Source organism: Psychrobacter glacincola, assembly GCF_904846215.1.
GTDB lineage: Bacteria > Pseudomonadota > Gammaproteobacteria > Pseudomonadales > Moraxellaceae > Psychrobacter > Psychrobacter glacincola.
Map to the genome: position 1 here is coordinate 1 of NZ_CAJGZK010000035.1, position 12,604 is coordinate 12,604.

7 protein-coding genes and 6 pseudogenes are annotated in these 12,604 nt (G+C 41.6%); 6 read left to right on the plus strand and 7 right to left on the minus strand.

Annotated features, from left to right (window positions below; translation table 11 throughout):
* Window positions 1-461: 461 nt before the first annotated feature.
* On the minus strand, window positions 462-557 hold the full coding sequence (locus JMW90_RS13950; protein WP_145990099.1) for a DUF4113 domain-containing protein: 96 nt from the start codon (window positions 555-557) through the stop codon (window positions 462-464).
* A 28-nt stretch (window positions 558-585) separates the two neighbouring features.
* Between JMW90_RS13950 and JMW90_RS12925 the strand changes: the two are divergent.
* Window positions 586-750: pseudogene (locus tag JMW90_RS12925) on the plus strand (glyoxalase III HchA); the annotation flags it as partial.
* Window positions 751-874: 124 nt separating this feature from the next.
* Here the strand turns inward: JMW90_RS12925 and JMW90_RS12930 are convergent.
* The 3 genes and pseudogenes from JMW90_RS12930 to JMW90_RS12935 form a co-directional block, all read right to left on the minus strand.
* The gene (locus JMW90_RS12930; protein ID WP_058368377.1) at window positions 875-1,636 is read right to left on the minus strand and encodes a substrate-binding domain-containing protein; all 762 of its coding nucleotides are present in this window, start codon (window positions 1,634-1,636) and stop codon (window positions 875-877) included.
* 357 nt (window positions 1,637-1,993) lie between these two features.
* Window positions 1,994-2,112 (minus strand): annotated as a pseudogene (locus JMW90_RS13820) (hypothetical protein); the annotation flags it as partial.
* Between the two features lie 526 nt (window positions 2,113-2,638).
* The gene (locus JMW90_RS12935; RefSeq protein ID WP_201564669.1) at window positions 2,639-3,475 is read right to left on the minus strand and encodes a cation efflux transmembrane domain-containing protein; all 837 of its coding nucleotides are present in this window, start codon (window positions 3,473-3,475) and stop codon (window positions 2,639-2,641) included.
* Window positions 3,476-3,551: 76 nt separating this feature from the next.
* Here JMW90_RS12935 and JMW90_RS12940 point away from each other — a divergent pair.
* The 3 genes and pseudogenes from JMW90_RS12940 to JMW90_RS12950 all read left to right on the plus strand — a co-directional run.
* A pseudogene (locus JMW90_RS12940) lies at window positions 3,552-3,626 on the plus strand (IS1 family transposase); the annotation flags it as partial.
* A 291-nt stretch (window positions 3,627-3,917) separates the two neighbouring features.
* Complete coding sequence (locus JMW90_RS14140) at window positions 3,918-4,166, plus strand: recombinase family protein (RefSeq protein WP_228706492.1); 249 nt, start codon at window positions 3,918-3,920, stop codon at window positions 4,164-4,166.
* A gap of 477 nt (window positions 4,167-4,643) precedes the next feature.
* Window positions 4,644-5,392 (plus strand): IS5 family transposase gene (locus JMW90_RS12950; RefSeq protein WP_165596948.1). Its coding sequence is split into 2 segments (ribosomal slippage): window positions 4,644-4,974 and window positions 4,974-5,392, totalling 750 coding nucleotides; the frame shifts between segments, so codons are not numbered across the junction.
* Between the two features lie 215 nt (window positions 5,393-5,607).
* Here JMW90_RS12950 and JMW90_RS12955 read toward each other — a convergent pair.
* Window positions 5,608-7,779 carry a cytochrome c biogenesis protein CcdA gene (locus tag JMW90_RS12955; RefSeq protein ID WP_201564670.1) on the minus strand — a complete coding sequence of 724 codons (2,172 nt, stop codon included), beginning with the start codon at window positions 7,777-7,779 and terminating at the stop codon, window positions 5,608-5,610.
* A 113-nt stretch (window positions 7,780-7,892) separates the two neighbouring features.
* Window positions 7,893-8,774 (minus strand): annotated as a pseudogene (locus JMW90_RS12960) (IS982 family transposase).
* Between the two features lie 218 nt (window positions 8,775-8,992).
* Between JMW90_RS12960 and JMW90_RS12965 the strand changes: the two are divergent.
* Window positions 8,993-10,217: pseudogene (locus tag JMW90_RS12965) on the plus strand (IS3 family transposase).
* A 140-nt stretch (window positions 10,218-10,357) separates the two neighbouring features.
* Here the strand turns inward: JMW90_RS12965 and lnt are convergent.
* Entirely contained in the window at window positions 10,358-11,926 is a 1,569-nt protein-coding gene (lnt, locus tag JMW90_RS12970; protein WP_077449698.1) for an apolipoprotein N-acyltransferase, read from the minus strand.
* Between the two features lie 239 nt (window positions 11,927-12,165).
* On the opposite strand from lnt, the pseudogene JMW90_RS12975 reads away from it, so the two are divergent.
* Window positions 12,166-12,604: pseudogene (locus tag JMW90_RS12975) on the plus strand (DUF411 domain-containing protein); the annotation flags it as partial.

A 12,604-nucleotide genomic window follows, 5' to 3' on the forward strand; every position in this document is an offset into this window, starting at 1 on the left:
TTAAGGTGACTTTGCCTAGCCCAAATAGTCGATATATCATTAAAGCCAGTTGATCGTAGTCTATCCTCGCTTCGGCAAAAAATCGCTGTAGTCTGCGATAGTGACTGTCGGTCTTGCCACCCTTAGGGAGGTGTCTTGCTATTTTTTTTAAGATTACTGCTTTGAGCAGTAATCAGGGCTATTATCATTAGGCTCAAACATGTGATTCTTGCCTTGTTCATACTCAGGTTTTGAGTTAAAGTTTCACTAAGTCTGTTAAAGTTTGGCATGGTCTATTCGTCTTAAAAATTACTATTATGCCTTTGCTTTAACAGACTTTTTTGTTTTTTTGTCGTGTGCAGAGATAAATTTCTTATTTCTTGGATTGTGTTGCTAACTTTATGAATTTACTGATGTTGAACTGGGCGGTGCTACACCCGAAGTAACCCATCCCAACTAAAATAATTCTGCGTCAAACGATCTCAGCTCATACTCCAAGCACGATTTGGCAAATAACAACCACTCAATGCAATTTTAGATTTGCCGTATTTGGCTTGGATCGCTTCAAAGGCTTGCATGAGATTTTCGTTTTTTTCATGTTGACTATGGTTGCTGGCAGATCGCTTAGAAAAGTTGGGTGTGGAAGTGGTTAATAAAGAGATGTCGAGACAGTGTATTCAAGACCGTAAGTTAATTACAGGAGATAGTCCTTTGGCATCGAATACCTTGGGTAAAATGGCAGCACAAACGCTTTTGGCCGAGGTTCAGTAGTTATATTTTCTTCAATCAAGAGCGCCGTGGCGCTCTTTTTTATGTCCAATTTGCTTGTTAAAAGTTCGATTTTTTAAGCTTGGAAACTGATCTTGAATGTGGATCAAAGATTAAAATTAAGCACTCATTTGTTCCAACCAAACTGTTTAAAAATCGCATGGCCTTGTGCAGAGCTTAAAAACGTAATAAAACTTTTTGCTTCAGGATTTTTTAGACTGTGTTGAGTTAGTGCAACACCTGCATCACGGTAAATCACCAGTTCAGGTTCGATCGGGATAATTTGCCCAATGTCTGGATTACTGACTCCCCAAATATTAAACACCAACCATGCATCATAGCTGCTGTCAGTTTCCCATGCTTTTTTCGCTGTGCCTGTATTGGGTGCATACATGGCGATATTTTTACGGAAGGATTTTGTGAGCTGAATGTTGCCCGTTCTACCTGCAATATCTTCCCACATGCCGACTTGGCCTGCGCCATGGGTGACCAAAACTTTAGTGTTTGGCCTGCTTAGATCTTTAAATCCTTGAATATGTTTGGGATTGCCTTTTCTGACTAAAATGGCAGCAGGGCGTAGGTAAATAGGCTCAATCGAGTCCTTTACGATTTTGTCGGCAAATAAGCTTTCGAAATCAGACATCATGGCTTCCGAACCACTATAGATGACGTCGGCATCAAGCTTGGCTTTGTCGCTCCATTGTGAAGTAGGGCCCGCGGTTACATGGACATCAATCCCTGTTTTATTTTTAAATTGTTTCGCTGCTTCGTGCATCGCTGGTGCTGGTCCACCTGGACCATAGACATTAATTGCCGCTATAGCATTCATTGATAAAAAGCCCAGCATGAGCGGAAAGATATAGTGGCTGAGCTTATAATTTTTTGACATTTTTATTCCCTTTATTGATATGTGAATGTTGATAATATTTGTTTTGCTGATGTATTTAAATATTTATATTATTTTTTTTGTTAAAGAGTTTTTTAAATATTAGCGCGATTTTCTTACTTAAATTTAAGTTGTAGAAAGACAGAGACATGACGGAATTTTTAATGCACTTACTCTAAAGAAACTATCAGTGAGCGTAGTGAACTCTTTTTAACTGTAGGGGACGCTTTTGCCAAAGTCTAAGGATGAGGCCAGAAAATTGGAGCGACAGCTAAGTTGCTGGGGGAAGTTGAATTGTAAGGTCGGACTAGGAATAAAAAGAGTGCATCGGCGCTCTTTTTATCGTTTTGACACTATTAATTAGTAGTCAAAGCTAAAGTGTTCAGCGGCCAATGACGTCATGGTTTTTGAAGGATTGACCATTCTTCAGCATGACCTTGAGTGCGCGGTAACATGCGTTCAAAGTAGAAGTCAGCCAGAAAATACCATTACGCACAAAGTTTAGTTAAGGCCAAAAAATAACGAATGTTTGCTAGGTGAACCGTACCGGGTTTGGAGACCCTCGAGACCATCCCAGATTCTGTGTAACTGACGTTTAGATTAAATACTTACACAAAATTTAGGAAGGTCTCTGAAAATTAACCACCTGACACAACTCGTCACCTACTAACAGATCTTGGCGGTCATAAAAGTTGCCCCAACGCTTATAATTATTATCCGTTCTCGACTCAGGGTTATAAGTAATGGCGATGTAGGTTTGAATTTTATTAGTGTCCTAAATTAGTTGACCACCACCAGATTCTTATCAAAGACTTCATCATCTATTATTCGCCAAACGGCAACTTGCTGATGGTCTTTGGTGGTGACTAGATTTAAAGTTTGTTCAATCATTGCTTGAGGTCTCATATCCTTATGATGTTTATTTGCTTCAAACCCAGTTACTTTACACTTAGCGGTTTAATTAAGCTACTTACTTGAGCTATTTGCTTCAGTTATTAGGCTTGGCTACTTACTCAACTTCAATATTCTAAAGGCGCCCTGAATAACTAAAGCAAATACGATGCTACCAATAATCAAATCAGGCGTACTAGAGTGTAACCAATTAACCAAAATCCCTGCAACAATTACCCCTAAATTGATAATCACATCGTTTGAAGTGAAAATCATACTGGCTTGCATATGGGCTTCTTCTCCTTCTTTGCTTTTCGATTTTTGTAGTAAATAGAGGCAAATCAAGTTTGCAATTAGCGCAAGAATCGATATGACTATCATGGTAGAAAAGTCAGGTAACTGCTCATTGCCAAAGAAACGTCTTAGTACTTCTAAAAAACCAAGAATCGCTAGCGTAATTTGAAAATATCCGGCAATTCTAGCAATCCGTTTTTTCTTAATGACCGTTCCACCGACCGCAAATAAGCTAATTCCGTACACCAAGCTATCTGCTAACATATCTAAGCTGTCGGCGACCAACCCCATCGAACGAGAAATCAGTCCCGTGCTCATTTCAATAATAAAGAAAGCAAAGTTAATGACCAGCACTATCCATAGTAGCTTTCTTTGCTTAGCATCTTTTTTGTGACTAGAGTCAGCATCAATTTTAAAATTATTGTTGGGATCAGAGGGGTCAATGGTTTCGGTCGAGAGTAGGGTGTCTCCTAATTTTAGGTCATGAATAGCAGTCTCTATCCCTTCTATATTGTCATGATGAAACACAGTTAATTGACGGTTAGGAATGTCGAACTCAAGATGTTCAATATTCGAGTGGCCCTCTAATTTCATTCGGATTAGGTTTTCCTCCGAAGGGCAGTCCATCTTCGATATTTTAAAAGTTGTTTTATTCATAGTTACATTTATATCCGGGTGGTGGTTCAAAAAGTAGGCTGAAAAAAAACAGGCTGAGAAATTGATAAATAGTGAAATGCAAATGACACTATACATCAAATGCCCAGCCTGTCTAAGTGACAATATAAAGAAAAATGGTTTCAAAAGCCATACCCCAGGGGCACTATCAAAACAGGTCTCTTAATCAATTAATAGTCTACTTATAATAGACTGCAATAATGGAACTACTTATAACAGACTATTTTAGGTGTTTATGTTTATCAGAGCATAGAGCGCCAATCAAAGATCAAGATGCCAAGCGTGCCAAAAGTGAGCTCATATAGCTTGCTGCTGATCATGGTCACAAAATTGCCGCCTTCTATGTTGAAAACGAGTCAGACGCAACTTTAATATGTCCACAGTTAATGTAACTGATAAATGATGCCCATGAAGGCGATATAATTTGGTTGAGCAGATTGACCGCTTAGCACGTTTAAACCAAGCTGATTGGGATACTCTCAAAAGAATGCTATTAGAAAAGAAGCTGGCGGTAGTATCAGAAGAGCTACCGACCTCTTATATAACGCCTCAATCTGATAGCAGCATTGAATTTATGAGCAGCGTATTACAGGCCATCAATTCGATGATGCTTTATATGCTCGCTGCTATTGCTAGAAAGGACTATGAAGATCGACGTAACCGTCAGATGTAAGGTATTTCTCGTACTAAGGTAGAAAGTAAATATTCAGGACGTAGGAAAGATACCGAGAAGCGTAAGATTATCACTAGCCTTCTGAAATCTGGGCGTAGTTATTCTGAAATACAAGCTACAGCTAAGTGCTCGCGTCATTTGATAGCTGTATAGCTAAATAAATACTCAAATACTCAAATACTCAAATACTCAAATACTCAAATACTCAAATACTCAAATACTCAAATACTCAAATACTCAAATACTCAAATACTCAAATACTCAAAATTATTTTGAGGATCTGTAATAACCTTGTCAAATAAAAATTGTCTGTTATCAAAGTTCCTCTAATATATTCTGTTTAAGTAAGAAAAATATTGATTACGTTTCAGGTGACAGTATTTTAGCCGAATCTTTTATAAACGAATCATTATCGTAACGATGACACAAATACTAGGGTGTGTTGACATATATAGAATAATTGATAATCATAGTGTTATGACTAGATTAACCCTAAGTGATGCCCAGTGGGCAAAGATAGCACCGTATTGTGCAGGTAAAGAGACCGATGTTGGTAGAACAGCGGTAAATAATCGACTATTTATCGAAGCTGTTCTATGGATTGTCCGAACAGGTAGTCCGTGGCGAGACTTACCCCCTGAATTTGGTAACTGGAACAGTGTTTATAAGCGCTACCGTCGATGGGTAAAAAGCGATAGATTCAGCAAGCTATTTAATGCTCTGAATGACTCAGATTTAGAGTATGCCATGATTGATGGCACTATTGTTAAGGTACATCGTCATGGACAAGGCGCAAAAGGGGGGCTTGTCATCAGGCAATTGGCAAATCAAGAGGCGGTATGACCACTAAAATCATGGCAATGGTTGATGCATTAGGCAACCTTGTTGATTTTACTTTATTGAAAGGACAACAGCATGACATGGCTGGCGTTAAACCTTTAATTAAAGACAAAGAGTTTGGTGCATTGCTTGCTGATAGAGCCTTTGACACGGATTGGCTACTGCTAGACTTAGAAGAGCGTGGTAGCAAAGCGGTCATACCCCCTAAACGCTCTCGTTTAAAGCAACGAGATTTCGATAAAGAAATGTACAAGTGGCGTCACTTAATCGAGAACTTCTTCTGTAAGCTGAAAGATTTCAAGAAAATTGCCATGCGTGCTGAAAAAACGGATGAGTCGTTTGCTGCTAATATCTATTTAGCAGCGACGATTATCCATTTACGGTAATTGTCAACACACCCTAGCGTTATTGCGAGCAAATACTGATGTAAATAATAAGGTAAGTAGCAAAGTAAGTAGTAATAAATAATGCTAAACCAAGGATTTAGCGTCTATATTAAAAAGGCTATTTAGTAAGATTGAAAAAGACAACGTCCTATTATCAAAGGACGTTGGCTTTTTAATGGGTAGAAATGATGTGGAATTTATCTACATTTAAACGATTAATTTAGCGCGGTTAAGGTTTGCTCAAACGCTGCGCGCCCGATTTCACCCACTTGCTGATTGACCAATTGCCCGTCTTGATAATACAGCAATGCTGGCGGACCAAATAGTTTATAACGCGCTAAGATTGCTTTTGAATCAGCCGTAGTCTCCGTGATATCAAGTCTGACCAATTGCCAATCTTGCATTTGCGCAGGGCGATTATGAAATAAGTTTTTCTCCATAATCCGGCATGCAATACACCATTCGGCGGTGACATCGACCAGCACTTTAGGATTGGCGGCGACAATGGCATCTAACTCAGCCAGCGTCGTAACCGTCTTATCGGTTGCATTACTGGTGGCTGGTTGACCAGCAGTTGTCTGCAGCACCGGAACCGCAGTTAGGGAGGCAAGCGGATGCAAGCTGTCGTCATTGCCCAATGCGGCGCCGACGATTAAACACGTCGCCCAAATACCAGCGATTAAGCCTAGCGCTTGGGTCAGCATCCGACCTTTGCCTAGCCAGCTCCACGCCCACATCGCCACGACCATAAACCACAGCGCCCAAACCATCAGCATCACAGGCGAGATAAAGACGCGTTCAATTAATAACAATGCCACGGCAAAAAGCAACAAAGCAAAGCCCTGCTTGACCCAATTCATCCACTCGCCTGCTTTTGGCATGATTTTACCTTGGGTCGCGCCAATTAAGATAAGCGGCGCTGATAAGCCAAAACCGAGCATAAATAAAGCCGCAAAGCCAAGTAATGGACTTCCAATCGTTGATACAGCAAGCAGCGCCCCAAATAAGGGTGCCGAAACGCATGGCGATACCACGAGTGCTGATAAGAATCCCGCAATTAAACTGCCACCCGTACTACCAAGTTTGCTATCCCCCGCTTGGCTTAGACCCTGCATTTTACTACTGATGAATCTTGGCAGACGAATGCTAAATACGCCCAACATATAAAGGGCTAATAAGACAAAAACGATGGCAAACCCAATTAAAATAATCGGATTTTGTAGCCAACCGATAATGCCTAACGATTCGCCAAATACCGCAATGACCGCGCCTAAAATACCATAAGCGATGGCAACACCAATAGCGTAGCTGGTCGTTAAAATAACACCGCGTTTTACCGTTGGATTGTCTTCACGCGCGACGATATTGGCAACAATCGGTAGCATCGGTAACACGCATGGCGTCAATGCCAAGACCAACCCTGCCAAGAACAATAACACCAATGCCAACCACGGATGCGAAGCTAAGCCAAAAGGGTCACTATTAATGGCGTTATCAACGACAACGGTATTGTTTGTTGCAGCAGCATTATTTATGACAGCGTCATTGTTCGCTGCTTCACTTGTGACATTATCGCCTACCACTTCTTCATCGGCTCCAGAGATGGTATTGATTGCACCAAGCTCTGCATCTAACGCTTCGTCATCTAACAATGCATAATCAATCACCTCGTCATCTGGCGTAGTTTGCTCTGTAGCAAGACTATTGGTAACTGTCCCATCTGTAGAGGCTTGCGCAGTTTCTACATTGCTGTTATTGCTCGCAGAAACTGTAGCAGTACTACTTGAACTATTGGCTGCCGATTGTGAAGCAGCAGCGATATTGACTGTGGTTTTTATTTTCTCCGGTGGATAGCATAGACCCGCTTTGGCACAGCCTTGCCAACCTATTGTCACGGCGGCATTATTTATCGCCTTGCCATTACTACTACTCAAAATGGTAGTAGCAACCATATTGGCTTGGTCAAAGACCAATACTTGACCAAAGGTCGGATCATCTATGGAGATAGGCTTTTGGCTAAAGCTAAAAGGTGCAGCGCTCACGCCAGCAGGCAACGTTAGCTTAATTTGGTCTTTATAAACATAGTGCTCAGGCGTAATGTCAAAGTTAATGGCTAAGCGCGTGCCATTATTGGTCGGTTTGCTGCTACTGCTAACTTGAAACGCTTCATCAACAGGCAAAAATTTCGGTTGGGCAGCACTTTTATCACTGCTAAATAAATCGCCCAATCCTGCCGCTTGCGATGCCACTGGCACGGCCGTCAGCCCAGTCGCTGCTAGCCCTGTCAATAATGAACCCGCGCTGAAAGCGAACGCCAACAGATAAGATTTTTTTGACGGTTTATTTTGCGTTAATGACGGAGACTTTTCTGCGCTCTTAAGGGACATGAAGGGCTACCTATTATTTCCAATATTCGAATTGACCAATTCACTGTCTGTATGGACTTGTCTATTTACAACCCCAGTTCGGGATAAGCCACATTGTAACTCATTGATACTATTTACAATGTTGCTACCTGTCCCTGCTGAGGCATATTTTTGATGGTGGGCTTATAGGGAAACCAGCAATAAGCAATCAAACCTGACAGCAAGTTTGTGATAAACCCCGTGACACTACGATGGCGTGAGTGTTCGATTTGGCACAAGTTTTTCAGCTTCCCAAATACCGTTTCAACCAAAGAGCGATGATTGAGTAGCGCCTCATCTATCGGCTTGAGTACTTGCGGTTTCATATTACGCCGAAGTTTCGTTATCAGCCTAGTATCACTGTGTTTTGTGAGCCACTCGTTCAGTGCTTTACTGATATAGCCTCTATCACCGAATAGCTTACCAAACAAAGGTGTTGCCATATCCTTAACAGGCGCTCTATCATCGGTATTACCCTCAGTGACTTTGACGGAGACCAGCTCACCTTTATGATTGATAATGGCATGCAGCTTAAAGCCGTAAAACTAGCCCATACTACCTTTATCTCTTTGCGCCATACTCTCAAAGACTTTATGACGGTAGATACGCTTGTTATGACAAACTGCTATCTTGGTTGAATCAATATAGCTGATACCCGTACAGTCGCCCATCATGCTTTGCAAGTAGCTGCACAGTGGCATGATACTGCGCGGCACAAGCTCTATAAATCGCGAGTAGCTCGGCAGGTTTGGAAACTCCCGTTTCATCATGCCAAGCATGTGATGGTAGTAAAACGCCTTAAACTGTCGATACCGCCGTTGATGAAACAGTACCAAGATGGTCATCATCTCTGCTACACTTATCTGGCATGCTCTTAGCCGTTGACGGCCCGTTGCGATTAAATGAGCGTCAAACTCAGGTTTGAATTGCTAATAAAAGTCGTCAATATGGCAGTATAGTTCGGTTAGGTTGTCCATGTAAGAAGTCCTTGTTGTGAAGTTTGTCTTGGTAAACTTACTTTAGCAACTTTGGACTTCTTTTTTTATCTTTTTTTTGAGCGCTTATCCCGAACTGGGGTTATATTATATACAACATACTACAATATACTATTAAGGGATACAAAATCATGGTGAGCTATGCTGAAGAAACCGTAGAGATAAACTTGGTAAACTAAGCGTATTGACAGGAGTTTACCATGACCAAGAAAGTAAGAACCTACAGTGACGAATTTAAAGCTGAAGCCGTCAAGAAGATAGCGGATAACAACGGCAATATTTCAGCGACCGCAAAGCAACTTGGCATCGCCATGCAAACGCTATCCAACTGGCAGAACAAAGCCAATCAAGGCAAGCTTGTAGGAACAAAGCAGTATGACCCTGAACTTATGAGTGCGCTTGAAGAGGTAAAACGCCTAAAGCGACAGCTTAAAGTTGCCGAAGAGGAACGCGAAATACTAAATGAGGAGGGATAAAGCGAAGCACTGCTTCGCCCCGACGCAAGGGGAGAGCTATGCTCGAGTTGGCGACGGCGTACTTCGCGAGAAACAGTTAGTCAGGTACGCCTTTATCAAAGACAACCAGTTCCTCTTTCGCATCACCACTATGTGCCGTGTGTTAAGGGTTAAGCCATCAAGCTATTACGACTGGCTAAGTCGTGATCTCAGCGACCAACAGATACATCGCAACCAGTCTGAATTACTGGTTAAAGCGGCTCACAATGAAACGAAAGAACGTTATGGCGCAGATCGACTGCATGCTCATCTAAGCGAGCAAGGCCATAACATTAGCCTGTATATGGTAAGAAGCATCAAAGAGCAACACGGCATTAAATGTCGTAGTCATAAGCGCTTTAAAGTCACCACCGACTCCAATCACAACAAGCTGGTCTATCCAAACGTACTGGATCAGAAGTTTGATGCTAAGCGCCCTAACGAGTCGTGGGTCAGCGACATCACCTATATCTGGACGAATGAGGGTTGGCTGTACTTAGCAGGGGTCAAAGACTTATACACCAAAGAGCTGGTCGGTTACGCTATTAACAAGCGTATGACCGCAGATTTAGTTTGCAAAGCACTAAATATGGCCATCAAGAATAAACGTCCAAGCAAAGGGCTAATCGTTCATTCAGACAGAGGCAGTCAGTATTGCAGTCACGCCTACCACAAGACCATTAAGCAGCATCAATTTATAGGCTCAATGAGCGCTAAAGGTAATTGCTTCGACAATGCTCCAATAGAAAGCTTCTGGGGCACATTAAAGAATGAGCTGGTATATCATCAAGACTATAAAACAAGGTTCACAGCCATCAATGATATTATCAGTTATATCGAGCTGTACTACAATCAGACTAGAATTCAAAAGGGTTTGGGCTATCAATCGCCAAGACAGGTGTGGTTTGATTATTATCGTCAGGCTGCGTAATTAAAATCTCCCAAGTTTATGTGTACGGATTTGACGGCAGGGGTCAATAGTTTAAAACTTTTATATTTACGTGCGTTAGGACGTTACCTAGAAAAAATAAAAAACTTACACTGATTAAATTATTATGATTAAGTTTACTATTACCCTCGTCTTCTAAGTGTGGTTAGACCTTTGCCAAAATAGCTTAGTAGTAATAACAAGGTTATTATTATCAAGATAGGATAATTTCCCATAAGCATAAAGGGCGTGTTACCAACCCGTGCCTGTATCTCACCACGTAGTACAGTACGCTCAAACTGCGGTGCGCGTTTTACAATACGACCTTTATGGTTAATGATAGCGGTAACACCAGTATTGGTCGCTCGAATAAACCAGCGCCCGTTCTCAAGCGCGCGCATTTGTACCATTTGCAAATGTTGCAATGGTCCTGCTGAAGTGCCAAACCAGGCATCGTTAGAGACGGTCAACAAAAATTCAGTATCGATGGCATTTTTACGCGTGGTATCTGGATAAGCTACCTCATAACAGATAGCCGTCCCTATATTGTGTCCACGCACCTTTAGAGGTGACTGCTGATCACTACCACGACTATAGTTCTTAATATCCTGACTACCGGCCAAACTTGGGAAAATATCGAGCACGCCTTCAAATGGAATATACTCTCCAAAAGGCACTAGACGCTGCTTCTTGTATAGGCCTTCCGCTTCTACACCTCGAGCAATCACGCTATTGTAAAATGGGGGATACTTATCCGTACTGGCATTGAATGCCGCTTTATCCTTATAAGGGATACCAGTTATCCATGTCGTATTGGTCGCATTAGCCATTTCTATCATTTCACTAATAAAGCCCGCAGCCTCATCCTGAAACATAGGAATAGATGATTCAGGCCACACCACAACATCACGTCCCCACTCAGTGCGTGTTAACTTCGCATAAATCTTTAGCGTTTCTACTTGATACTTAGTCAGCCACTTTATATCTTGTGAAATATTACCTTGAATCAATGACACTGACAGATCAGGTGTGCCCTTAGGTTTTGTCCATTGCGGATTGACCAGCCATAATGATGTGCTAATGGCTAATAACAGTACAGAAACGATGGCATAACTACTGCGCCGAAGCAGTAGCTCTACTAAACTTGCAGCCAATAGTATGGCAACAAAAGAGACGGAAAAAACACCAGCAACGGGTGCTAAGGACGATAACCAATACTCTTCAGTAAATGCATAACCAACAAACAGCCACGGAAAGCCTGTGAATAACCAAGTTTTTAACCATTCTTGTAGCACCCAAAGAGCAGCAAATGAAAAGGGTTGTTTGCCTACCATACGGTTAAAGACTAGTGCTAACAATCCATGAAATAGTCCCATACCGAGACCCATCAATGCAATCATAATCAATGCGAGCCACGTTGGTGTATCGCTATAATCATGGATAGCAGTATAGAGCCAAAAGCCGCCGACGCACCATAGCCCCATACCGTAAGCTTCACCGATAATAAAAGCGCGACGACCACTCATACTTGTCACCAACAGCGCATATAAAATCGCTGGTGATACTATTGCTAGCGGCCAAAACCCATAAGGCGCTAGCGAAAATAAAAAAATAGCTCCTGCAAGCCATGCTGCTACTAGCGTAAGCGATAGCGGTAATTGATTTAAGTGAGTACTCAAACGCTTTTGTAGATTAATAGTAGACAAACGCATCGCAAATTATCCAAAATTATGAGCCTTGAATTTTTAATCAAAATCCAAAACTTAGATAGAGCCGTTAATACTACAGGCAGTATTTTAAAATAAAAACTGCTTATGATACCAGCCTGCACTGCTCAATGGATGAATTTACGTACTCCGTTTAATGGGTTATTATGCTACATTACCAAACGATATGAAGTGTTACTTGATCTTCTATAGCTCACAATACCTACAGTACATGAGAAAGCACTATGCCCCCCTTAAAAATAAAATCCAGTCTTATATGCAATCGTTATCTGTCTAAGGGGTTGCGTAGTACGTTATTATTACTGGCTGCCTCATCACTATTTGCTTGTAGCCAACCGAGTAGTGGCGTATCTGATGCAAGCACAACATCGGCATCAACTGAAGATGTTTTGGCTGTTCCAAAGACAGCTGAACCAAACGTTATAAATAATTCTATGATGACATCAGTAAGTAAACCAGACTTACTAAAAAACGTATCAGCCACTGTCTATAAAGATGCCAATTGCGGCTGCTGTAAAGAATGGATAAGTCATGCAGAAGATAATGGTCTAAGTGCAACCGCGCAAGATGTTGCGGACTTAGCCGTATTTAAAGAGCGCTACAGCGTTCCAACTGAGATGCGTTCTTGCCATGTTCGAACTGAGATACGTTCTTGCCATCCAA

What these genes read in the sequence shown, in the direction of transcription:
- JMW90_RS12955 (WP_201564670.1), bottom strand. Translation starts at nt 7,779, where the DNA reads ATGTCCCTTAAGAGCGCAGAAAAGTCTCCGTCATTAACGCAAAATAAA.
- JMW90_RS13950 (WP_145990099.1), bottom strand. Translation starts at nt 557, where the DNA reads ATGCAAGCCTTTGAAGCGATCCAAGCCAAATACGGCAAATCTAAAATT.
- JMW90_RS12935 (WP_201564669.1), bottom strand. Translation starts at nt 3,475, where the DNA reads ATGAATAAAACAACTTTTAAAATATCGAAGATGGACTGCCCTTCGGAG.
- JMW90_RS12930 (WP_058368377.1), bottom strand. Translation starts at nt 1,636, where the DNA reads ATGTCAAAAAATTATAAGCTCAGCCACTATATCTTTCCGCTCATGCTG.
- lnt (WP_077449698.1), bottom strand. Translation starts at nt 11,926, where the DNA reads ATGCGTTTGTCTACTATTAATCTACAAAAGCGTTTGAGTACTCACTTA.